Origin of the sequence: Pseudomonas nicosulfuronedens, from assembly GCF_005877905.1 — a bacterium.
GTDB lineage: Bacteria > Pseudomonadota > Gammaproteobacteria > Pseudomonadales > Pseudomonadaceae > Pseudomonas > Pseudomonas nicosulfuronedens.
On record NZ_SWDV01000002.1, the window covers coordinates 80923 to 103862 of the forward strand.

The 22940-nt window shown below is 64.5% G+C and carries 23 protein-coding genes; 15 read left to right on the forward strand and 8 right to left on the reverse strand.

Going from position 1 to position 22940, the window contains the following annotated elements:
- The first annotated feature begins 3 nt into the window (after positions 1–3).
- The 10 genes from rsfS (at position 4) to lipA (ending at position 9326) form a co-directional block, all read left to right on the forward strand.
- Positions 4–357, forward strand: coding sequence for a ribosome silencing factor (gene rsfS, locus FAS41_RS02515; protein WP_138520096.1), 354 nt, complete (start codon positions 4–6; stop codon positions 355–357).
- Between the two features lie 7 nt (positions 358–364).
- Entirely contained in the window at positions 365–832 is a 468-nt protein-coding gene (gene rlmH, locus FAS41_RS02520; RefSeq protein WP_015475414.1) for a 23S rRNA (pseudouridine(1915)-N(3))-methyltransferase RlmH, read from the forward strand.
- A 15-nt stretch (positions 833–847) separates the two neighbouring features.
- Complete coding sequence (gene mrdA, locus FAS41_RS02525) at positions 848–2737, forward strand: penicillin-binding protein 2 (protein WP_138520097.1); 1890 nt, start codon at positions 848–850, stop codon at positions 2735–2737.
- Between the two features lie 44 nt (positions 2738–2781).
- On the forward strand, positions 2782–3885 hold the full coding sequence (gene rodA, locus FAS41_RS02530; RefSeq protein WP_138216950.1) for a rod shape-determining protein RodA: 1104 nt from the start codon (positions 2782–2784) through the stop codon (positions 3883–3885).
- An 8-nt stretch (positions 3886–3893) separates the two neighbouring features.
- A complete protein-coding gene (gene mltB / locus FAS41_RS02535) occupies positions 3894–4916 on the forward strand; it encodes a lytic murein transglycosylase B (RefSeq protein WP_138520098.1) in 1023 nt (340 codons plus the stop codon).
- Positions 4913–5938, forward strand: coding sequence for a septal ring lytic transglycosylase RlpA family protein (locus FAS41_RS02540; protein WP_138520099.1), 1026 nt, complete (start codon positions 4913–4915; stop codon positions 5936–5938). The genes mltB and FAS41_RS02540 overlap by 4 nt, the downstream gene beginning before the upstream one ends.
- Before the next feature lie 95 nt (positions 5939–6033).
- Complete coding sequence (locus FAS41_RS02545) at positions 6034–7191, forward strand: D-alanyl-D-alanine carboxypeptidase family protein (RefSeq protein WP_138520100.1); 1158 nt, start codon at positions 6034–6036, stop codon at positions 7189–7191.
- Positions 7192–7381: 190 nt separating this feature from the next.
- The gene (locus FAS41_RS02550) at positions 7382–7681 is read left to right on the forward strand and encodes a DUF493 domain-containing protein (RefSeq protein ID WP_017521820.1); all 300 of its coding nucleotides are present in this window, start codon (positions 7382–7384) and stop codon (positions 7679–7681) included.
- Positions 7681–8334: a lipoyl(octanoyl) transferase LipB gene (lipB, locus tag FAS41_RS02555; RefSeq protein ID WP_138520101.1), complete on the forward strand. Its 654-nt coding sequence runs from the start codon at positions 7681–7683 to the stop codon at positions 8332–8334. Before FAS41_RS02550 ends, lipB begins: the two co-directional genes overlap by 1 nt.
- Positions 8331–9326: a lipoyl synthase gene (gene lipA, locus FAS41_RS02560; RefSeq protein WP_138520102.1), complete on the forward strand. Its 996-nt coding sequence runs from the start codon at positions 8331–8333 to the stop codon at positions 9324–9326. Before lipB ends, lipA begins: the two co-directional genes overlap by 4 nt.
- 47 nt (positions 9327–9373) lie before the next feature.
- On the opposite strand, the gene FAS41_RS02565 is transcribed toward lipA, so the two are convergent.
- The 3 genes from FAS41_RS02565 to arfA form a co-directional block, all read right to left on the reverse strand.
- The gene (locus FAS41_RS02565; RefSeq protein WP_138520103.1) at positions 9374–10636 is read right to left on the reverse strand and encodes a lytic murein transglycosylase; all 1263 of its coding nucleotides are present in this window, start codon (positions 10634–10636) and stop codon (positions 9374–9376) included.
- Between the two features lie 214 nt (positions 10637–10850).
- Entirely contained in the window at positions 10851–11153 is a 303-nt protein-coding gene (locus FAS41_RS02570) for a hypothetical protein (RefSeq protein ID WP_138520104.1), read from the reverse strand.
- A gap of 72 nt (positions 11154–11225) precedes the next feature.
- Positions 11226–11378, reverse strand: a complete 153-nt coding sequence (gene arfA, locus FAS41_RS02575) for an alternative ribosome rescue factor ArfA (RefSeq protein ID WP_138520105.1) — start codon at positions 11376–11378, stop codon at positions 11226–11228.
- A gap of 178 nt (positions 11379–11556) precedes the next feature.
- On the opposite strand from arfA, the gene FAS41_RS02580 reads away from it, so the two are divergent.
- The 3 genes from FAS41_RS02580 to FAS41_RS02590 all read left to right on the forward strand — a co-directional run bounded on the left by FAS41_RS02580 (position 11557) and on the right by FAS41_RS02590 (position 14238).
- Positions 11557–11907: a YciI family protein gene (locus FAS41_RS02580; protein ID WP_138520106.1), complete on the forward strand. Its 351-nt coding sequence runs from the start codon at positions 11557–11559 to the stop codon at positions 11905–11907.
- Between the two features lie 594 nt (positions 11908–12501).
- Positions 12502–12813: a hypothetical protein gene (locus FAS41_RS02585; protein WP_138520107.1), complete on the forward strand. Its 312-nt coding sequence runs from the start codon at positions 12502–12504 to the stop codon at positions 12811–12813.
- A 192-nt stretch (positions 12814–13005) separates the two neighbouring features.
- Complete coding sequence (locus FAS41_RS02590; protein WP_138520108.1) at positions 13006–14238, forward strand: MFS transporter; 1233 nt, start codon at positions 13006–13008, stop codon at positions 14236–14238.
- Between the two features lie 112 nt (positions 14239–14350).
- Here FAS41_RS02590 and holA read toward each other — a convergent pair whose 3' ends face one another.
- The 3 genes from holA to leuS all read right to left on the reverse strand — a co-directional run bounded on the left by holA (position 14351) and on the right by leuS (position 18738).
- On the reverse strand, positions 14351–15388 hold the full coding sequence (gene holA, locus FAS41_RS02595; RefSeq protein ID WP_138520109.1) for a DNA polymerase III subunit delta: 1038 nt from the start codon (positions 15386–15388) through the stop codon (positions 14351–14353).
- A gap of 36 nt (positions 15389–15424) precedes the next feature.
- Positions 15425–16036, reverse strand: a complete 612-nt coding sequence (locus FAS41_RS02600) for an LPS-assembly lipoprotein LptE (RefSeq protein ID WP_138520110.1) — start codon at positions 16034–16036, stop codon at positions 15425–15427.
- A gap of 80 nt (positions 16037–16116) precedes the next feature.
- Positions 16117–18738, reverse strand: a complete 2622-nt coding sequence (gene leuS, locus FAS41_RS02605; protein ID WP_138520111.1) for a leucine--tRNA ligase — start codon at positions 18736–18738, stop codon at positions 16117–16119.
- Between the two features lie 235 nt (positions 18739–18973).
- On the opposite strand from leuS, the gene FAS41_RS02610 reads away from it, so the two are divergent.
- Both FAS41_RS02610 and FAS41_RS02615 read left to right on the forward strand, forming a co-directional pair.
- Positions 18974–19405, forward strand: a complete 432-nt coding sequence (locus tag FAS41_RS02610; protein ID WP_138520112.1) for a hypothetical protein — start codon at positions 18974–18976, stop codon at positions 19403–19405.
- A gap of 46 nt (positions 19406–19451) precedes the next feature.
- A complete protein-coding gene (locus tag FAS41_RS02615; protein ID WP_138520113.1) occupies positions 19452–20213 on the forward strand; it encodes a YdcF family protein in 762 nt (253 codons plus the stop codon).
- 132 nt (positions 20214–20345) lie between these two features.
- On the opposite strand, the gene lnt is transcribed toward FAS41_RS02615, so the two are convergent.
- The gene (gene lnt / locus FAS41_RS02620) at positions 20346–21878 is read right to left on the reverse strand and encodes an apolipoprotein N-acyltransferase (RefSeq protein WP_138520114.1); all 1533 of its coding nucleotides are present in this window, start codon (positions 21876–21878) and stop codon (positions 20346–20348) included.
- A gap of 214 nt (positions 21879–22092) precedes the next feature.
- Entirely contained in the window at positions 22093–22932 is an 840-nt protein-coding gene (locus FAS41_RS02625) for a CorC family transporter (RefSeq protein WP_138520115.1), read from the reverse strand.
- Positions 22933–22940 lie beyond the last annotated feature (8 nt).

Genomic DNA, 22940 nt, shown 5'->3' on the forward strand with positions numbered 1-22940 from the left:
TCAATGCAAACCGAACAACTGGTCGAGCTGGCCATCGCCGCTCTGGAAGATCTCAAGGCGCAGGACATCGTCGTCATCGACGTGCGTGAGAAAACCAGCATCACCGACGCCATGGTCATCGCCACCGGCGCCTCCAGCCGTCAGGTCAAGTCGCTGGCCGACAACGTCCTGGAAAAGGTCAAGGAACAGGGCGTGCGCCCGATCGGCAGCGAAGGCCAGGAAGGCGGCGAATGGGTCCTGATCGACCTGGCCAACGTCGTGGTCCACGTCATGCAGCCGGCCACTCGCCAGTTCTACGACCTGGAGCGCCTGTGGCAGGGCGCCGAGCAGAGCCGCGCTTCGCACAGCGCCGAGTAAGCCTGCCGTGCGTCTGCGTCTGATCGCGGTCGGCTCGCGCATGCCGCGCTGGGTGGAAGAGGGCTGGGCGGAGTACGTCAAGCGCCTGCCCTCGGAGCTGTCCCTGGAACTGGTGGAGATCCCGCTCAACACGCGCGGCAAGAATGCCGACGTGGCGCGGCTGATCCGCCAGGAAGGCGAGGCCATGCTGAGCAAGGTCCAGCCTGGGGAACGCATCGTCACCCTGGAAGTCGAAGGCAAGCCCTGGAGCACCCCCCAGCTGGCGCAGGAGCTCGATCGCTGGCGCCTGGACGCGCGCACCGTCAACCTCATGGTCGGCGGGCCGGAAGGCCTGGCGCCAGAGGTCTGCGCGCGCAGCGAGCAGCGCTGGTCGCTGTCGCCGCTGACCCTGCCGCACCCGCTGGTGCGGATCCTGGTCGGCGAGCAGATCTACCGCGCCTGGACGGTTCTGTCCGGGCACCCCTACCACAAGTAGTCGTAGCCGTTTTCGATGCCGCAGCCGATACAGCTCAAGGACCACGAGAAGGACGCCCGTCTGGTCCGCGCCCGCGTCATCGTCGGCGGGGTGGCGATCTTCCTGCTCGCCCTGGTGCTGGTGGCGCGCATGTATCACCTGCAGGTGACGCAGTACGACTACCACTCGACGCTGTCGGAGAACAACCGCGTCCACGTGCAGCCGATTCCGCCCAATCGCGGGCTGATCTTCGACCGCAACGGGGTGATCATCGCCGATAACCGTCCCAGCTTCAGCCTGACCATTACCCGCGAGCGCACCGAGAACCTGCAGGACACGCTCAAGACCCTGGTGGACATCCTCGGCCTCACCGAGGAAGACAAGGCGATCTTCGAGAAACGCATGAAACAGGGGCGCCGGCCGTTCGAGCCAGTGCCGATCATGTTCGAGCTGTCCGAGGAGCAGATCGCCCGTATCGCGGTGAACCAGTACCGCCTGAACGGCGTCGACGTGGCCGCGCAATTCGTCCGCCATTATCCGCTGGGCGAACACTTCGCCCACTCGGTCGGCTATGTCGGGCGGATCAACGAGGCGGAACTGAAGAAGCTCGACCCGGTGGCCTATTCGGGCACCCACCACATCGGCAAGACCGGCGTGGAAAAATTCTACGAGGACGCGCTGCACGGCACGGTTGGCTACGAAGAAGTCGAGACCAACGCCCGCGGCCGCGTCCTGCGCGTGCTCAAACGCACCGAGCCGGTCTCCGGCCGCGACATCGTACTGAGCATCGACAGCAAGCTGCAGGCTGCCGCGGAAACCGCACTGGCCGGCCGACGTGGTGCCATCGTGGCGATCCAGCCGTCCACTGGCGAAGTGCTGGCAATGGTCAGCCAGCCCGCCTACGACCCCAACCTGTTCGTCACCGGCATCAGCTTCAAGGACTATGCGGCCCTGCGCGATTCCGAGGACCGCCCGCTGTATAACCGTGTGCTGCGCGGCCTGTACCCGCCCGGCTCGACGGTGAAGCCGGCCGTGGCTATCGCCGGCCTCGATGCGGGTGTCGTGACCCCGGCCAGCCGCGTGTTCGACCCCGGCTACTACCAACTGCCGAACTACGACCACAAGTACCGCAACTGGAACCGCACGGGCGACGGCTGGGTGAACCTGGAAACGGCGATCATGCGCTCCAACGACACCTATTTCTACGATCTGGCCCATAAGCTGGGGATCGACCGTCTGCACGACTACATGAGCGAATTCGGCTTCGGCCAGCGGGTCGCCCTGGACATGTTCGGCGAAGCCGAAGGCCTGATGCCATCGCGCCAGTGGAAGCGTGCCCTGCGCCGCCAGGCCTGGTTCCCCGGCGAAACCCTGATTCTCGGCATCGGCCAGGGCTACATGCAGGCCACGCCGCTGCAGCTGGCGCAGATGACCGCGCTGCTGGCCAACAAGGGCAAGTGGATTCGTCCGCACCTGGCCAAGACCATCGACGGCAAGCCGCCGGTCGACGAGGACCCGATGCCGGATATCAAGCTCAAGGACCCGAACAACTGGAACCTGGTGGACTACGGCATGCAGCAGGTGGTCCACGGGCCACGCGGCACTGCGCACAAGGTCGGAGCCACTTCCGTCTACCGCATCGCCGGCAAGTCCGGTACCGCACAGGTCGTCGCGATCAAGCAGGGCGAGAAGTACAACCGCTCCAAGCTGCTCGAGCGCCACCGCGACCACGCCCTGTTCGTCGGCTTCGCTCCGGCGGACAACCCACAGATCGCCGTGGCGGTAATGGTCGAGAACGGCGAGTCCGGCTCCGGCGTCGCCGCCCCCGTGCTCAAGGCCGTGACCGACGCCTGGTTGCTCGACGAGACCGGCAAGCTCAAACCCGAATACGCACCGCAGGCCACGGCGGAGGCGCCCAAACCATGACCATGAACGGAAACTTCGACCGCACGCTGTCCAGCGAAGACGTCATGAAGCGGCGCTCCAGCCTGCTGCAGCGCCTGCACATCGACGGCCTGCTGCTCCTGCTGCTGGTCACCCTCGGTTCGGTCGGCCTGTTCGTCCTGTACTCCGCCAGCGGCAAGAGCTGGGACCTGCTGATCAAGCAGGCTTCGTCGTTCGGCCTGGGCCTGGGCGCGATGTTCGTGCTGGCGCAGATCGAGCCGCGCTTCCTCGCCCGCTGGGTGCCGCTGGGCTACCTGATCGGCGTGGCGCTGCTGGTGGTGGTGGACGTGATGGGCCACAACGCCATGGGCGCAACCCGCTGGATCAACATTCCCGGGGTGATCCGCTTCCAGCCGGCGGAGTTCATGAAGCTGCTGATGCCGATGACGATTGCCTGGTACCTGTCCAAGCGTTCACTGCCACCGGGCTTCAAGCACAGCGTGGTGGGGCTTGCGCTGATCGTCGTGCCCTTCGTGCTGATCCTCAAGCAGCCGGACCTGGGAACGGCCATGCTGGTACTGGCTTCCGGCTCCTTCGTGCTGTTCGTTGGCGGCCTGCGCTGGCGCTGGATCATCATGGCCGTATCGGCTGCGGTGCCGGTCGCCGTGGGTATGTGGTACTTCGTCATGCACGATTACCAGAAGCAGCGCGTACTGACTTTCCTTGACCCGGAAAGCGACCCGCTGGGCACCGGCTGGAACATCATCCAGTCAAAAGCGGCCATCGGTTCGGGCGGCGTCTTCGGCAAGGGCTGGCTGCTGGGCACGCAGTCCCATCTGGATTTTTTGCCCGAAAGCCATACGGACTTTATCATTGCCGTGCTCGGCGAAGAGTTCGGCCTGGTCGGGGTGTGCCTCCTGCTGGTGCTGTACCTGCTGGTGATCTACCGGGGGTTGGTGATCACGGCGCAGGCGCAGACGCTGTTCGGCAAGTTGCTCGCCGGCAGTATCACCATGACCTTCTTCGTGTATGTGTTCGTCAACATTGGTATGGTCAGCGGATTGTTGCCAGTGGTGGGGGTGCCGCTGCCCTTCATTAGTTACGGCGGAACTTCGCTGGTGACCCTGATGTCAGGGTTCGGCGTTTTGATGTCGATCCACACCCACCGGAAGTGGATCGCCCAGGTTTGATGACAAGAGTGAAGAAAGGAATGCAAGTACTGCGCGCCTGGGCTGCCAGGGGGGTGCATTGGGTCGGAATCGCGGGGGCGATCGGCATGTCCGGCGCAACCCACGCGGGCGACTACGATGGTTCGCCCCAGGTCGCCGAGTTCGTCAGCGAGATGACCCGCGACTACGGCTTCGCCGGCGAACAGCTCATGGGCGTCTTCCACGACGTGGAGCGCAAGCAGTCCATCCTCGACGCTATCTCTCGCCCGGCCGAACGGGTGAAGACCTGGAAGGAATACCGCCCGATCTTCGTCACCGACGCGCGTATCAACCGCGGCGTGGACTTCTGGAACCAGAACGCCGAGGCCCTGGCTCGCGCCGAACAGGAATACGGCGTGCCGGCCCAGTACATCGTTTCCATCATTGGCGTGGAGACCTTCTTCGGCCGCAACACCGGCAACTTCAAGGTGATGGACGCACTGTCCACCCTGGGCTTCGACTACCCGCCGCGCGCCGACTTCTTCCGCAAGGAGCTCAAGCAGTTCCTGCTGCTGGCCCGCGAACAGCAGGTCGACCCGCTCAGCCTGACCGGCTCCTACGCCGGCGCCATGGGGCTGCCGCAGTTCATGCCGAGCAGCTTCCGCGCCTACGCCGTGGACTTCGACGGCGACGGCCACATCAATATCTGGAGCGACCCCACCGATGCCATCGGCAGCGTCGCCAACTACTTCAAACAGCATGGCTGGCATACCGGCGAGCCGGTGGTGACGCAGGCGGAAATCGGCACCTCCACCGCCGAAGACGCGCTCACCCAGGGCCTGGAGCCGCAGCTGAACCTTGGTCAGCTACGCTCCCAGGGCTGGCGCACCCATGACGTGATCCGCGACGACCTGATGGTGACCGCCATGCGCCTGGAAGGCGCACAGGGCACCGAGTACTGGGTCGGCCTGCCGAACTTCTACGTGATCACCCGTTACAACCGTAGCGCCATGTATGCCATGGCGGTCCATCAGCTGGCCGGCGAGATCGCCAAGGCACGAGGTGTCCATTGAGCAAGCGAATCGCAAGTCCCGGCCTCTGGTCGCTGGCCGCCTGCGTTGGCCTGAGCACCGTGTTCCTCGCCAGTTGCACCGGTAACCGCGCGCCGCAACCGCAGCCGCAGGTCAGCAGCGGTATCTCCGGCCCGTACGACTACAACCGGCCGCACCGCGATGGAGCGCCCTGGTGGGACGTGGACGTCTCGCGCATCCCCGATGCCGTGCCGATGCCGCACAACGGGCCGTTCAAGAACAACCCCTACACCGTGCTGGGCAAGACCTACTACCCGCTCAACAACGCGAACACCTACAACGTGGTCGGTACGGCCTCCTGGTACGGCACCAAGTTCCATGGCCAGGCCACCGCCAACGGCGAGCAGTACGACCTGTACGGCATGACCGCCGCGCACAAGACCCTGCCGCTGCCCAGCTATGTGCGCGTGACCAACCTGGACAACGGCAAGAGCGTCATCGTCCGCGTCAACGACCGTGGCCCGTTCTATTCCGACCGGGTGATCGACCTGTCCTTCGCCGCCGCCAAGAAGCTGGGCTACGCCGAGACCGGCACCGCCCACGTCAAGGTCGAAGGCATCGACCCCGACCGCTGGTGGGCCTCCCAGGGCAAGCAGCCGCCGATGATCATGGCCCTGCCGAAGATGGCCTCGCAGCCTGCCGTCGCGCAGCCGCAGGCGGTCGCCATGGCCCAGCCCATCGAAACCTACACGCCTCCGCCAGCGCAACACGCCGCGCCAGTGGCGCCGGTCCAGATCGACTCAAAAAAAAACGCTTCATTACCAGCCGATGGCCTGTATCTCCAGGTGGGTGCCTTCGCCAACCCGGACGCTGCGGAGCTTCTCAAGGAGAAGGTCGGCGGCCTGACGGGGGCGAAATCCTTTATCAGCTCGGTCGTGGTCAACCAGCAGACCTTGTACCGGGTACGCCTGGGACCGATCGGAACGCAGGATGAAGCAAGTCGGATGCAGGACAGCATCCGCGTGGCCAACCTTGGCCAACCCAAGCTCGTGCGCCTGGACTGAGTTTCCACCGCACGTGCAATAGCGGCACGTAGAGGCCGCCTCACGAGTTCCCCCGCGGGGGAGTGTTTGACCATTAGTAAACCCCAGAGAGACGGATGAACATCTTCAACTTCGCCAAACGCCTGTCCTTGCTCGTGCTGTTCAGCGCCCCCGTGGCCAGCTGGGCAGCTGAAGTCGTTCCCGCCGCCCCGCAGCTCGCGGCCAAGGCCTGGGTGCTGATGGACGGCGCCAGCGGCAACATCCTGGTTGAAAACGCCGGCGACGAGCGCCTGCCGCCCGCCAGCCTGACCAAGCTGATGACCGCCTACATTGCCACCAAGGAAATTGAAGGCGGCCGCATCGCCGAATCCGACCTGGTCACCGTCAGCGAACACGCCTGGCGCACCGGCGGCTCGCGCATGTTCATCAAGGTCGGCTCCCAGGTCTCGGTGAGCGACCTGCTGCACGGCATCATCATCCAGTCGGGCAACGACGCCTCGGTCGCCCTGGCCGAGCACATCGCCGGCAGCGAAGACGCTTTTGCCGACATGATGAACACCACCGCGCAGAAGTTGGGCATGACCAATTCCCACTTCATGGACGCCACCGGCCTGCCCAACCCGGACCACTATTCGTCCGCCAAGGACATGGCCACGCTGGCTCGCGCCATCATCTACGGCGAGCCGACCCACTACGCCATCTACGCGCAGAAAGAGTTCTTCTGGAACAACATCAAGCAGCCCAACCGCAACCTGCTGCTGTGGCGCGACAAGACCGTCGACGGCCTGAAGACCGGCCACACCGACGAAGCCGGCTACTGCCTGGTGGCTTCCGCCGTGCGTGACGGTCAGCGCATGATCGCCGTGGTGTTCGGCACCAACAGCGAACAGGCTCGCGCCGCCGAAACCCAGAAGCTGCTGACCTACGGCTTCCGCTTCTTCGAATCGCAGACCTTCTACAAGAAGGGCGCCGAGCTGACCAAGGCCATGGTCTGGAAAGGCTCCGAGCATGAAGTCAAAGCCGGCCTGTCCGAGGACCTGACCATGACCGTGCCGCGCGGTCAGCTCAAGCAGCTGCAGGCCAACATGGTCGTCGAGCCGAACCTGATGGCGCCGATCCAGCAGGGTCAGGTGATCGGCAAGGTCGAGGTCAAGCTGGGTGACAAGGTGGTCCGCACCTCCGACCTGGTCGCGCTGAACGCCGTTGAAGAAGGCGGCTTCTTCCGCCGTATCTGGGACAGCATCCGCCTGTTCTTCTTCGGCCTGTTCAACTGACCGCCCGTCCCGGTCTTGCACTTTTGTATACAAGACCGGGATTGACCCGCCCGCGCAGTCGCAAACTCGGGTAAAATGCCCGCCTGCGACTGCCTGGTCCCCCCGTGGCCCGGCGGCCGTCGTCCGATCCACCCGGAGCGCCCCCATCCCGGACGCTCATGCGGAGGCGGGCCACACGCCCGCGAGAGCCATGACTGATACCCCTGATTCTGTCGATACCACAGAACAACCCGCGCCGAAGATCGAGTTCCCCTGCGAACGCTATCCGATCAAGGTCATCGGCGATGCCGGCGAAGGTTTCTCCGATCTGGTCATCGAAGTCATCCAGCGCCATGCGCCGGAGCTCGACATCACCACCCTGGTCACCCGTGACAGCCGCAACGGCCGCTTCCTGTCCGTGCAGGTGCTGATCACTGCCACCGGCGTCGACCAACTGCAGAACATCCATAAAGACCTGCGCGCCACCGGCCGCGTCCACATGGTGCTCTGATGGGCGAAACGCTGGGCTTTCGTGAGCTGGGTATCCTCCCTTACGAGCCGACCTGGCACGCCATGCAGCGCTTCACCGCCGAGCGCGAAGCCGTCACGCCCGATGAAGTCTGGCTGCTCGAGCACGAGCGGGTATTCACCCAGGGCCAGGCCGGCAAGGCCGAGCACGTGCTGTTCCCCGGTGATATCCCGGTCGTCCAGGTCGACCGCGGCGGCCAGGTGACCTACCACGGCCCCGGCCAACTGGTCGCCTACCTGATGCTCGACGTGCGTCGCTCCGGCATTGGCGTGCGTGACCTTGTCTCGCGCATCGAGCAGAGTCTCATCGGCCTGCTCGACAGCTACGGCGTCACGGCTGTGTCCAAACCCGACGCACCGGGCGTCTATGTGGACGGCGCGAAGATCGCATCCCTTGGCCTGCGCATCCGCAATGGCCGCTCCTTCCATGGCCTGGCCCTTAACGTGGACATGGACCTGGAACCCTTTCGACGCATCAATCCCTGCGGTTACGCAGGTATGGCCATGACCCAGCTGAGTCAGCTGGCCGGCCCCATCGCATTGGCCGATGTGCGCGAGCGCCTGCGTGGCGAACTCGTCGAACGCCTTGGCTACGCGGCACAGAAGACCCTAATGGGCGGGATCCAACCTAGATGAGCACTGTTGTGGAGAGTTCCGGCCAGGCTGCCCCGGCCGCCAAGCCGGGCAAGGTGGAAGTTGGCGTCAAGCTGCGCGGCGCAGAGAAGGTCGCGCGTATTCCGGTGAAGATCATCCCCACCGACGAACTGCCGAAGAAGCCCGACTGGATTCGCGTGCGCATCCCTGTTTCTCCCGAGGTCGACCGTATCAAGCAACTGCTGCGCAAGCACAAGCTGCACAGCGTTTGCGAGGAAGCTTCCTGCCCGAACCTGGGCGAGTGCTTCTCCGGTGGCACCGCGACCTTCATGATCATGGGCGACATCTGCACCCGCCGCTGCCCGTTCTGCGACGTCGGCCATGGTCGTCCGAAGCCGCTGGACGTCGATGAGCCGACCAACCTCGCCATCGCCATCGCCGACCTGCGCCTGAAGTACGTGGTGATCACCTCGGTGGACCGCGACGACCTGCGTGACGGCGGCGCCCAGCACTTCGCCGACTGCCTGCGTGAAATCCGCAAGCTGTCCCCCGGCGTGCAGCTGGAGACCCTGGTCCCGGACTACCGCGGCCGTATGGACATCGCCCTGGAAATCACCGCCAACGAGCCGCCGGACGTCTTCAACCACAACCTGGAAACCGTACCGCGCCTGTACAAGTCGTCCCGTCCGGGCTCCGATTTCGAGTGGTCGCTGGACCTGCTGCAGAAGTTCAAGCAGATGGTTCCGCACGTACCGACCAAGTCCGGCCTGATGCTCGGCCTGGGCGAGACCGACGAGGAAGTCATCGAAGTCATGCACCGCATGCGCGAGCACGACATCGACATGCTGACCCTCGGTCAGTACCTGCAGCCCTCGCGCAACCACCTGCCGGTGCAGCGCTTCGTCCACCCGGACACCTTCGCCTGGTTCGCCGAGGAAGGCGAGAAGATGGGCTTCAAGAACGTTGCTTCCGGCCCTCTGGTGCGTTCCTCGTACCACGCCGATCAGCAGGCGCACGGTACCAAGATCGGCTGAATGGCCAACTCCTGAATGAAAAAGGCGCCCGAGGGCACCTTTTTCATTCAGCTTTTCTGTCGGAGCAACTCCAGCAGGAACGGGGTCGGATAGCCGTCCGCCGGTGATCCGATCGATTGCTGGAAGGCACGGATCGCCTTGCGTGTGTTGGCACCGATGATGCCGTCGGCAGTTCCCGGTTGATACCCCCGCTGTACCAACAATTGTTGCAGTTCGATGCGCTCAGAGCGGCTCAACGGAATGTCCTCCTCCGGCCAGTTCGCCACCAGTTTTCCGCCGCCCTTGAAGCTGTCTGCCAGCAGGCCGACGGCGAGGGCATAGGATGTCGAGTTGTTGTACTTGAGGATGGCGCGGAAATTGTCTGTCACCAGAAACGCAGGGCCGCGGTAACCGGCGGGCAGGAGTAGCGAGACATTGGCTTGTGGGTCGCTCGGCAGATTGCCGCCGGCCACCTTTATGCCCTGACGCAGCCATTCGCTCATCGGTTTTCGGATGTCCATGTCCGCCTGGGAGTAGTCGAAGCCTGGCGGCAGGCGCACTTCGAAGCCCCAGGACTGGCCGCGCTGCCAGCCGGAGGTCTTCAGGTAATTGGCGGTGGAGGCAAGGGCGTCCGGGGACGAGCCCCAGATATCGCGTCGGCCGTCGCCGTCGAAGTCCACCGCGTACTGGTTGTAAGTGGTGGGAATGAATTGCGTCTGCCCCATGGCGCCGGCCCAGGAGCCGATCATGTTGCCGGCTGGCACGTCACCGTGCTGGATGATCCGAAGCGCCGCGATCAACTGGTCGCGACCGAAGTCTGGGCGGCGACCTTCATAGGCGAGGGTGGCGAGGGAGCGGATGACGTTCTTGCTGCCCATCTGCTGGCCGAAATTGCTTTCCATGCCCCAGATCGCTACCACTGCTTCGCGGTCCACACCGTAAGCCGTGTCGATGCGTTGCAGCACCTCCGCGTTCTGCAGTAGGCGGTCCTGACCATTGCGCACTCGCGCCGGGGAGACGGCGCTTTCCAGGTACTGCCAGACGGGGCGAGTGAACTCGGGTTGACTGCGGTCGGCGGTCACCACCGAGTCATCCGGCTCGATGCCTTCGAACGCCTGATCGAAGGTCTGCGGGCTGATGCCGGCGGCCAGCGCTTGCGCGCGGAAGCCGTCGCGCCATTGGGCGAAGCTCTGCGTGGGTTGAGCATGCTCGACGGCGGCGCCTTTGGGCGGCGGCTCGGTGCAGGAGGTCAACAGGCCGAAGCTGGCCAGGGACAGTGCGGCGATGAGCAGGCAACGTTGGCCGACAACAGGTGAAACAGGCTTGCGCATTGCTCTCCTCGGGAACTGGCAGGGGAGGGGCCACCTTAACATGGCGTTTTTGACGCGTCTGCGTTCGACAGAGGCGGCGGGTCAGCAGATTCGATGTTGCAGCGGCGGCAAAATTCCCTCCGGCGCCGGGGCGGTCGTCGGGCGGTGCACTTTTAAGTCTTGTGCGGGGGCTTTGGGGGCTCAGTCGAGGGCTTGGCCCGCCGCTACAAGGGCATCATTTATTGCCTGGGCTGCCACCGCTTTCCTGATCGACATTGGGTGCGCTCTGGTTCAGTTCCTTGAGCATGTCGTCATAGGCGGCGCAGTCGTCGGGGCGCTGCTCACTGGAGCGGGACTTCTTCATTTCCGCGAGTTTTTCGTTGAGCTTCTGCGCGCGCTGGGGATCGCTGCGGGTGACTTCGGTGACCTTGGCGGCGACCTGCTTGCCCTTGGCTTCGGCTTCCTGGTCGGAGCAGAACGCATGGGCGGACAGGCTGAAGGGAAGGGCGAGGATGGCGACTATCAGGGGTGCTTTCATGTGCAGACCTCCAGGGCTTGGCTGTCCGGTTGAAAGCGAAAGAGCGGGGGTGGTTCAGGTTTTCTGAGGATTTCAGGCCGCCAGAAGCGAAGAAGCCTCCCAGTTACGGGTGGCTTCGCGGCGGTAGCTGCCTTTGCCTTTGAGCGGTTGTTCCTGGCGGCTGCGGAACAGCGGTTGCGCAATCAGGGACTTGGCCTTGTTTGGCCGTTTGGATTTCTTCGCCATGGGTCTTTCCTCGTTGAAGCCGGCGCCGTTGCCGGCGCGCGCATCTTCCGCCTATCTGGGACGCTTGTCCATGCCGCTGGTCTATCGGCCGGCAGGCCAAGGCGAGCGGTTGGCGTTCGGGGCTACGCTGGGACGACGGACCTTTCTGATATGACAGACAAGAACGAGGGCAAGGGTGATGAAGTTTCTCTGCATGATCTACTTCGACGAGCGCAAGGCCTCTGAGCTGCCGGAAGCCGAACTGCGTGGCATCGTCGATGACTGCATGACCTACAGCGAGCAACTGCGCCGCAGCGGCAACTACATTGCGGCCAATGCGCTGTTGCCGACGCCGACCGGGCGCACGTTGCGCGGGCAAGGTGAAAAGCTTGCGGTCACCGATGGGCCGTTTGCCGAGACGCGGGAACAGTTGGGCGGCTTCTACCTGATCGAGGCGCAGAGCATGGAAGAGGCCGAACGCATTGCTGCGAAAATTCCGCCGGGGCGGCTGGGTTGCGTGGAGGTGCGTCAGGTGCGGGAGTGGGAATGAGGCGGAATCCCTCTCGAACCAAGCCCGCTTTCACGTGATGAGAGACTTCGGGGCTGGCTTGTAGGAGCGCCCCATGGGCGCGATCGCGGGCGTGGCCCGCTCCTACAGGGGAGCTTGGCCTTCAGAATGTCTGTGGGCAGTTTCCTAAGAGGTGAACCGGGCCACGCTATGCGGCGAAACGTCCGGATTTGAGCTGTCGGAACAGTGAAATCTCCTACCTTCTTTTAGCCTTGAGGGCCTACGTGCGTGCTCGCTAGATTCCGCCTGCCACGGTCAATCCCGTGGCCGGGTGTCGCAACCCGATAGGAGTCTGGCGCACGTGTAACGCCAAATCACCTGTAGCACGATGAGTTCGTATCCTGCTGCGTTGGTGTTCTATGGCGGGCCGTGTGAGGTGGGCCTTTGCCCGACCGGTGTTGTGCGCCTTTCCGCCGGATTGCGACCCGAGCACGGTCCGCCACCCCAACTCATGTCGCAATGAGCGGTGGCGGCTCCTTAATCTAGAAAGGTGTCGCAGCATGCACTATCCCCCTTTTACTCTCGCGCCCCACCCTGGTTCTTTCTGTCCTACTGCACCGTCCCCGGAGGTGCGCCATGACTGAGTTCCTTCCCGTTCCGCTGGAATCCCGCCCCTACGAAGACGTGATGTTCATCAATGCCCTGGCGTCGGTCGAGCAGTTGCGCGACGCCGCGTTGCGGCGCCTGACGGCGGTGGAAGACCTGCTTTGCCTGCTGGAGGACGACTCCGATCCTGGCCTGATCCGCGCGACGTCGCGTCTGGCATCGGCACTCTCGCCGCTGGTCAGCGAAGCTCGGCAGCTTTACGAACTGGCGCTGGATCGGCCGACCGAGGAGCGGGGAAAGGCGCGTCTCGCGTCGCAGGAGTCAGGAGCGGCGTTGCGCTGATCCGTTCTGGAGCCGGGGGGAGGCGCCTCACGGATTCATCGAACCCTGGCCTGTGGCGGATTGTCGCTATTTCTGTAACAGATTTTTTCAGAGGCGCGACTGTGGCTGGTTCGCTGGCTCGGTTAGCTTGGTAGCTGACTAACTATTGCCTCGGTGTGCAGGGACCGCGACGCCCCCGGCTGGAGATGTGTCATGCAGCAATGGTCCCCGACCCAGCGCAATGTGGTGATCGCTTCGGTGCTCGCCTGGACGCTGGATGCCTTTGACTTCTTCCTCCTGGTCTTCGTCCTCACCGATATCGCGCAGACCTTCCAGGTGGACCTGCCGCAGGTGTCGCTGGCGATCCTGCTGACCCTGGCGGTGCGGCCCATCGGCGCGCTGCTGTTCGGACGCGCTGCCGAGCGTTATGGCCGGCGACCGGTCCTGATGGTCAACATCCTGATCTACTCGGTGCTGGAACTGGCCTCGGCCTTTTCGCCGAACCTCGAGACCTTCCTGATCCTGCGCGTGGTCTACGGCGTGGCGATGGGAGGCATCTGGGGCGTGGCTTCCTCGCTGGCGATGGAGACCATTCCCGAGCGTTCGCGGGGGATGGTGTCGGGGTTGTTCCAGGCGGGTTACCCGGCGGGCTACCTGATCGCTTCGATCATCTATGGCCTGTTCTTTGAAGCGCTGGGCTGGCGTGGGATGTTCATCGTCGGTTGCCTGCCGGTGGTGCTGGTGGTGTTCATCTGGTTCAAGGTGCCGGAATCGCCGATCTGGCAGGCGGCACGCGAGCGCAAGGAGTCGACGCCGCTGTGGCCGGTGCTGCGCAGCCAGTGGAAGTTGTGCCTGTACGCGGTCCTGTTGATGGCTTGCTTCAACTTCTTCAGCCATGGCACGCAGGACCTTTACCCGACTTTCCTGAAGGTGCAGCACGGGTTTGATACGCAGACGGTCAGCCTGATCGCGGTGGTCTATAACATCGCGGCGATCCTGGGAGGCATTCTGTTCGGCAGTCTGTCCGAGCGTATCGGGCGGAAGAAGGCCATCATCTGCGGCTCGCTGCTGGCGCTACCGGTGCTGCCATTGTGGGCATTCAGCCACGGCGCGGTGGCGCTGGGCGTCGGCGCCTTCCTGATGCAGTTCATGGTGCAGGGCGCCTGGGGTGTGATTCCCGCCTATCTGAACGAATTGGCGCCGGTGGGCACTCGCGCGGTGCTGCCGGGGTTCGTCTATCAACTGGGCAACCTGATCGCTTCGGTCAATGCGCCACTGCAGGCGGAGATCGCCAGGAGCTACAGCTTTGGGACGGCGATGGCCGTGGTTGCCGGGGTCGTGGCGGTGCTCATCTGCGTGCTGATCAGTACCGGGCGCGATACTCGCGGTGTGGCGCTGGATAGGGCGGAAGGCCAGGAGCACCGGGCAGTGCCGGCGCGGTCCTGAAATTCCGGGCGCTGGGCGGGTTCGCGAGCAAGTTCGATCCTACCGGGCGCGGCGTAGACACGGACTTTGTCCGCGATGGCCTCTCGGCCACTCTGGTCGTGAGGCGTTGCAATCAGGCCGAAGGCAGGCTGATGCGCTGGCCGGCGACCAGCAGGGCGAGGCGGGCGAGGCTGTTCCAGACGTTGCCGGGGGCCTGGCCCTTGATCTGTGCGTCGATCAGCTGGGCGTCCTGCAGCATCTGGTTCCAGCGCTGCGTGGTGTGCCGTTGCAGGGCCTTGCTCATCAGCGGGCGACGTTTGTCCCAGATGGGCGGGCGGGCCTGGCTGAAGGCCTTGTCGAGCGGGACGCCCTGGCTGAACTGCTGGGCGAGGCTGGCGAGCACGCGGATTTCCCGGGCCAGGGCCCAGAGGATGACCGGGGGTTCCACCCCTTCGCCGCGCAGGCCTTCGAGCATGCGCAGGCAGTGGGCGGCTTCGCCGTTGAGGGCAGCATCGATCAGGCCGAAGACGTCGAAGCGCGCGCTGTCGGCCACGGCAGCCTGCACGGTGTCGGCGTCGATCTGCTGGCCATCGGCAAGCAGCTTGAGCTTTTCGATTTCCTGGGCGGCGGCCAGCAGGTTGCCTTCGACGCGCGCGGCGATCAGGTCAACCGCTTCCTGGCTGGCGGCGAGGCCGGCCTGGGACAGGCGCTGACGGATCCACTGCGGCAACTGGTGTGCGTCGATGGGCCAGATCTGGATGAACTGGGCGGCGTCGCCGTCGATCAGGGCCTTGGCCCATTTGGTCTTCTGCGTGCTGCCGTCGAGTTTGGGCAGGCTGACCAGCAGGACGGTGTCTTCCGGCGGACGCTGCAGGTATTCCTGGAGAATTGCCGCGCCCTTGTCGCCAGGCTTGCCGGAGGGAAGGCGCAGTTCGATCAGGCGCTTCTCGGCGAACAGCGAAAGGCTGGCGCCGGCCTCAAGCAGCTGGCCCCAATCGAAGTTGGCTTCGGCGTTGAACACCTGGCGCTCACCGAAATCACGCTGGCGGCAGGCGGCACGGATGGCGTCGCAGGCTTCCTGGCAGAGCAACGGTTCGTCGCCGCTGACCACGTAGACGGGCGCGAGGTTGCCTTGCAGGTGCTTGGCGAGTTGTCCGGGATTGAGCTTCATGATGAGAAAGGGGCCGGTTGGCCGGCCCCTTGTCGCTTACTGCTTCGGAAATTCGATCGGCGACTGCTGCGGCTGAGACTTGGCAGCCTCGTCCGCGGCCTTCATCGCGTCCGCTTCGGCCTTGGCCTTGGCTTCCGCCTTGGCTTGCAGGTCGTCGAGCTGGGCCGGGGTGATCAGCTGCAGGCGGGTAACCATCTGCTGGACCAGGTCGCGGCGCATTTCGGCACGGATCTGCTGGGCTTCCTGGTCGGAACCGATCAGGTTGTTCTCGTCCTGCACGTAGACCTTGCGGACCTGCACCTGATTGGCGAGCAGCAGCAGGTTGTCGCTGCCGCGAATCTCGTAGCTCAGGGTGTTGGTCAGTTCGTTTTCTGCGCTGCGCGCCGAGCTGGTGTAGCTGACGCTACGCTGGGTCACGTCTTCGCGGGCGAGGATCAGGTGGTACGGCGCACGGGAGACGACTTTCACGCCGCTGCCTTCAAGCACCTGCTTGAGCTGCGTGACGGTGTCGCCATAGGCGTTGCGCGCGCTCACGTCGATCTCCTTGAGCGCAAAGTTCGTATCGCCCAGGCCACGCAGTTGGAAACCGCAGGCGCTCAGCACGCTGGCCAGGCCGATCAGCGCGAGGCTGGTCAGGATACGTTTCATCAAGCTTCCCTCACTCCTGTTGATCCGGTATGCCCGTGGCGAAGGTGCCACGGGCGAATGGGTCTTTTCCAGCGTTGCTTTTAGTTGGCGACGATATTGACCAGCTTGCCGGGCACCACGATGACCTTGCGGATGGTCAGGCCGTCGGTGAAGCGCAGCACGTTTTCGTTGGCGCGTGCGGCGGTTTCGACTTCCTCGCGGCTGGCGCTGGCGGGCATTTCGATGTGGCCGCGCAGCTTGCCGTTGACCTGAACCACCAGTTGCAGGCTGTCCTGCACCAGGGCGGCTTCGTCGACCTGCGGCCAGCTGGCGTCGATGACGGCGCCGTCCTTGCCCAGCTCTTCCCAGACCACGTGGCAGATGTGCGGGGTGATCGGGGCGAGCAGCAGGGTGACGGTTTCCAGGCCTTCCTGCAGCAGGGCGCGGTCGGCGGCGGATTCGGTCGGAGCCTTTTCCAGTACGTTCATCAGGGTCATCACGGCGGCGATGGCGGTGTTGAACTTGTGGTGCTGGCCGACGTCCTGGCTGGCCTGACGGATGGCCAGGTGGATGGCGCGGTGAATGGCCTTCTGCGCGTCGTCCAGCGCGGACTTGTCCACGGCGCCGGCGGGGCCTGCATTGACGTGGGCCTGGGCCAGACGCCAGACGCGGCGCAGGAAGCGGTTGGCGCCTTCAATGCCGGAGTCGGACCATTCGCAGCTCATGTCCGGCGGCGAGGCAAACATCATGAACAGGCGGCAGGTGTCGGCGCCGTAGGCGTCGATCATGGCCTGCGGGTCCACGCCGTTGTTCTTGGACTTGGACATCTTCTCGGTGCCGCCGATTTCCACCGGCAGGCCGTCGGTCTTCAGGCGTGCGCCGATGACCTTGGCCTTGGCGTCACGCTCGACTTCCACGTCCGCCGGGTTGAACCATTCCTTGCCACCGTTGGCGGCGACGCGATAGTACGTCTCGGCGACCACCATGCCCTGGGTCAGCAGGTTCTTGAACGGTTCGTCGGAGTCGATCAGGCCTTCGTCGCGCATCAGCTTGTGGAAGAAGCGCGCGTAGAGCAGGTGAAGGATCGCGTGTTCGATACCGCCGATGTACTGGTCGACCGGCAGCCAGTAGTTGGCGGCCTTCTTGTCCAGCATGCCGTCTTCGAACTGCGGGCAGGCGTAGCGGGCGAAGTACCAGGAGGACTCGACAAAGGTGTCCATGGTGTCGGTTTCGCGCTTGGCCGGCTGGCCGCATTTCGGGCAGCTGCACTCGTAGAACGAGGGCAGTTTGGCCAGCGGCGAACCAGCGCCGTCCGGCACCACGTCTTCGGGCAGGACCACCGGCAGCTGGTCGGCCGGTACCGGCACGTCGCCACAGCTGTCGCAGTGGATGATCGGGATCGGGCAGCCCCAGTAGCGCTGGCGGCTGATGCCCCAGTCGCGCAGGCGGAACTGGGTGCGTTGCTGGCCGAGGCTCTTGGCGGCGAGGTCGGCACCAATGGCATCGAACGCAGCCTGGTAACCCAGGCCGTCGTACTTGCCGGAGTTGACGGTGACGACGCTCTCGTCCTTAAGGCCGTACCACTCTTTCCAGGTGCCGGCTTCGAAGTCGTTGTCGCCTTCTACCTTGGCGATGACCTGGACGATGGGCAGGCCGTACTTGTTGGAGAACTCGAAGTCGCGCTCGTCGTGACCCGGCACGGCCATCACGGCGCCTTCGCCGTAGGTCATCAGGACGTAGTTGGCGATCCACACTGGCAGCTTGTCGCCGGTCAGTGGGTGCTCGACGAACAGGGAAGTGGCAACGCCTTTCTTCTCCTGGGTGGCGATGTCGGCTTCGGCGACGCCACCGCGCTTGCACTCGTCGATGAACGCCTGCAGCGATGGATCGCGCTCGGCGGCCAGGGTGGCCAGCGGATGCTCGGCGGCCACGGCGACGTAGGTGGCGCCCATCAGGGTGTCCGGGCGGGTGGTGAAGACCTTCAGTTGGCCGGCTTCGCCGATGGAAGCCTGGTCATAGGGGAAGGCGATCTCCATGCCGCGGGACTTGCCGATCCAGTTGCGCTGCATGGTCTTGACCTGTTCCGGCCAGCCCGGCAGGTCGTCGAGGCTGGACAGCAGCTCTTCGGCATAGGCGGTGATCTTGAAGTAGTACATCGGGATTTCGCGCTTTTCGATCAGCGCGCCCGAACGCCAGCCACGGCCGTCGATGACCTGCTCGTTGGCCAGTACGGTCTGGTCTGCCGGGTCCCAGTTCACGGTACCGTTCTTGCGGTAGATCACGCCCTTCTCGAACAGGCGGGTGAACAGCCACTGCTCCCAGCGGTAGTAGTCCGGCTTGCAGGTGGTGACTTCGCGGGACCAGTCGATCGCCAGGCCCAGGCTGTTGAGCTGGGACTTCATGTAGGCGATGTTGTCGTAGGTCCAGGCCGCCGGTGCGACGTTGTTCTTCATCGCGGCGTTTTCCGCCGGCATGCCGAACGCGTCCCAGCCCATCGGCTGCAGGACGTTCTTGCCCTGCATGCGGTGGTAGCGGCTGATCACGTCACCGATGGTGTAGTTGCGCACATGCCCCATGTGTAGCTTGCCGCTCGGATACGGGAACATCGACAGGCAGTAGAACTTCTCCTTGCCGGCGACTTCGTCGACGCGGAAAGAGTTGTGTTCGTTCCAGAAGTTCTGGGCCTGGGATTCGATCTCGAGAGGCTGATATTGCTCGTGCATGGCGCGATTTGAACCTGTACGGAAGAGAATTGTGCGGCCGGGGAGGTCGAGTGGCCCTCCGCTTCACCAGCCCCTGAGAAAACAAGGGTCGGGCGGCTACAGAAAGCCTCGTAGCATACATGACCCCCACCCGAGCCGGTAGCCCGCGCCGTTTGTCGCGCGCTCGGTGTGGCACGGGGTGGGCCGCTAAGCTTTGCCTGAGGGCGGGAGGTTTCCGCCTGTCTTGAGGTGACTGATGGCTGAGCTGCATCGCGCAAGTGCTTCGGGTTCCGGTCTGTATGAACGGTTGTTGCAACGGCTCGCGCTGGCCCTGGATGAGGCCGACACCGCTGAGCGATTACGTGACGAGTGCCCCGTGGAACTGGAGTTGCGCGGTTTGAGCAGTGCCGAGATGGCGTTGATCAGGGCTTATCTGGACCAGGATGTGAACTGGCTGCGCGGCTGGCATGCCGCGGCGGAAGAACTCGCCATGCTGGAGCGCGCACCGGCCCGCGCCGCGCGCCATGTGCGTCAATCCGCACCTCCCAGCCGTCTGCGCCTGGTGCCGCGGCCTCAGCAACTGCAGTGCGCGCTGTGTGGTTCGCCGGTGGCCTGGAGTCGCAACCAGGGCGTGTTGCCCTGCACATCCTGCGGCTCGCAGCTGTTCCGTAACGCGAAGGCACGCTGACATTTCCCCGATCCGTTAGGCTTGGCGCCTCGACAAGGAGTCGCCAATGCCTATCCGCTTCATCCTCAAACAGATTTTCATGCCGCCGGGATTGCTGCTGCTATTGCTGTTCCTGGGTTTCGTGCTGCGCCGGCGTTGTCCGCGCTTATCGGTGTTCTGCTTCTTTTCCGGCTTCCTCGGCCTGCTGGTGATGAGCCTGCCGGTGACGGTGGAGTGGGGCGCGCGCCAGCTGGAGCAGCAGGATGCTCTGAAGCAGGCGGACTGGGCGGCTTTGGCACAACGCGCCGACGCCATTGTGGTGCTGGGTGCCGGCAGGGTGCGCGGGGATCGCGCCTGGGATGCGGACCAGCCCGGCCTGATGGCCCGCGAGCGCATTCGCTATGCGGCGCGCCTGGCCAAGGCCAGTGGCTTGCCGGTATTGACCTCCGGCGGCCTGCATTACGGCACACCGCCCAGCGAGGCGCGAATCATGGCGCAGAGCCTGCTGGACGATTATGGCGTGCCGGTGCATTGGGAGGAGGGACGCAGCCGCACGACTTGGGAGAATGCGCGATTCAGCGCCGACATGCTGCGCGAAGCGGGGATCAAGCGGGTGGTGCTGGTCACCAGTGCCATTCATATGCCGCGCTCGATCTGGAGCTTCGAGAAGGCCGGGCTGGAAGTGGTAGCGGCACCCTCGGGCTATATCGGTACGGACGATGCCGTGCCCGGGGGCGGCTGGCTGCCGGAGGGGCGGGCGATCTGGCAGAGCGGGCAGCTGCTGAACGAGGCGATTGGGCTGGTGGGGTATCGGTTGTTCTACCGATAGACCCGGATTTGGGCTGTTCGCGAGCAAGCTCGCTCCTACAGGTCCGAGCTCGCTTTTGTAGGAGCGAGCTTGCTCGCGAACCTGGCTCCCATGATGAAAAAGGGCCTCGCGATGAGGCCCCTTTCGTGGGAGTCAGCCGAACAGCCGGCGTTCTTCCGGATGCGTACGGCGCCGGACCAGCGCCCATACCAGCAGCACGGCGCTGAGGATCGCCAGTGGCCAGACGCGCCATTGCAGGTAGGGTGTCAGGCCCTGCATCGGTACGACTTCGCCACGCAGCACGCCTTGCTGGAATTGCGGAATCTGCACCGCCAGCTTGCCGAACGGGTCGATCAGCGCGGTAACGCCGTTGTTGGTGCCGCGCACCATCCAGCGACCGGCTTCCAGGGCGCGCATCTGCGCCATCTGCAGGTGCTGCAGCGGGCCGATGGAGGTGCCGAACCACGCGTCATTGCTGATGGTCAGCAGCAGCTGGCTCTGCGCCGCGAGCTCGGCGGCGAACTCCGGGTAGACCACTTCGTAGCAGATGTACGGCGCCACGGAGTAGCCCTTGGCCTTGAGCAGCGGCTGGTCGGCCGGACCGCGGGCGAAGTCGGACATGGGCAGGTCGAAGAAGGCGATCAGGCCGCGCAGCAGGTCCTGCAGTGGGACGTATTCACCGAAGGGCACCAGCTTCTGCTTGAGGTAGTTGCCGCTGCCGTCGCCAACTACGGTGATGCCGTTGTAGTAACGGATGCCCTCTGCCGTCTTCTCGCGCACCGGCACGCCGGTAATGAGCGCGGCCTTCTTGGCGGTGGCGACACCATTGATCATCTCCAGGTAGCCGGTGGCCTGGTCCTTGAGGATCGGCACGGCGGTTTCCGGCCAGACGATCAGGTCGACGTCGTGCTGCTCGGCGGTGAGGTCGCGGTACAGCTCCAGCTGGTGAGTGATGGCCTTCGGGTCCCACTTCATTTCCTGGGCGATGTTGCCCTGCAGCGCGGCGACCTTCAGCGGTGCGCCGGCCGGGGTGGTCCAGGCGTGGCCCTTGTAGCCCAGGCCCACGGCCCAGGGGGCGATCAGCAGGATCAGGCCGGTGAGCAGGCGCGCGGGGCGCCGGGTCAGGGCCGGGATGTTGACGATCAGCGCGCCGCTCAGGGCGATGGCGAAGGACACCAGCCAGACGCCGCCCAGCGGGGCGAGGCCGGCCAGCGGGCCTTCCAGCTGGCTGTAGCCGGCATAGAGCCAGGGGAAGCCGGTGAGGAACCAGCTGCGGAACAGTTCAAGCACCACCCACAAGGCGGCGAAGGCCAGCGCGTCACTGACCGGCGCGTTGTTGCGACGGAAGAATTTCGCCCAGACCCAGGCCGGCAGAGCAAAGAAGAAGGCCACGCCAGCGCTGAAACCGCCGACCAGGAAGCCAGCCAGCGGCCCGGACGCGCCGCCGAAGTTGTGGATGCTGAAGTAGATCCAGCTGGTGCCGGCGATGAAGGCGCCGAAGCCGTACCACCAGCCACGCCAGAGCGCCGAGCCTGCGGTCGTACCGCGCAGGCCGAGGTAGAACAGGGCCAGCGAGAGCACCGCCAGCGGCCAGTAGCCGAACGGGGCCAGGGTCAGCGGCGTGAGCGCGCCAGCGGCCAGGGCGAGCAGATGGCCTGGCAGGCCGGGGCGGGTGATCCAGCGCATCGGAAATCCTTGTTGCGGTTAAGCGATGCGCAAGAGTAATGGAGAGACGAACGGTAGGCTATGGGGATGAAAGCCAAAAGCCATGAGCTGAGTGCGGCGGTATGTTGCAGGTCTTTCTGTAGGAGGTAAGCGAGGAGCGTGTAGCGCGTTCCCGTAGGAGCGGACTTTGTCCGCGATCGCAGGCGTGGCCCGCTCCTACAGGGTGCGCAGTGGCTCAATCCTGCAGCGGGGTGAGGCGCAGCAGGTGCAGCCGGCGGCTGTCCGCGTTGAGCACGCGGAAGCGGAAGCCACCCAGTTCGGTGGTTTCGTTGCGCTTGGGCAGGTGGCCAAAGGCGCTCATCACCACGCCGCCGACGGTGTCGAATTCCTCGTCGGAGAATTCCGCGCCGAAGAAATCGTTGAAGGCTTCCACCGGGGTCAGCGCCTTGACGATGAAGTCACCGCTGGGCAGCGGCTTGATGTAGCTGTCTTCCTCGACGTCGTGCTCGTCCTCGATGTCGCCGACGATCTGCTCCAGCACGTCCTCGATGGTCACCAGCCCCGCCACGCCGCCGTACTCGTCGATGACGATGGCCATGTGGTTGTGGTTGGCGCGGAACTCGCGCAGCAGCACGTTCAGACGCTTGGATTCCGGCACGAAGGTGGCCGGCCGCAGCAGGTCCTTGATATTGAACGCATGCGTGTCGTCGTGAAGGATCAGCGGCAGCAGGTCCTTGGCCAGCAGGACGCCCATGACGTCGTCGAGGCTCTCACCCACGACCGGGTAGCGCGAGTGCGCCGCCTCGATGATCGCCGGCAGGAACTCACGCGGCGTCTGGGTGGCCTTGATGCTGATCATCTGCGAGCGCGGCACCATGATGTCGCGCACCTGCAGGTCGGCGACCTGGATCGCCCCCTCGACGATGGACAGCGCTTCGCTGTCGAGCAGCTTGTTGACGTGGGCTTCGCGCAGCAGCTCCAGCAGCTCCTGGCGGTTTCTCGGCTCATGGGCAAAAGCCTGGGTGATCTTGTCCAACCACGACTTGTGCCCATTGCTCGATCGATCTTCGCTCATCTTTTCCT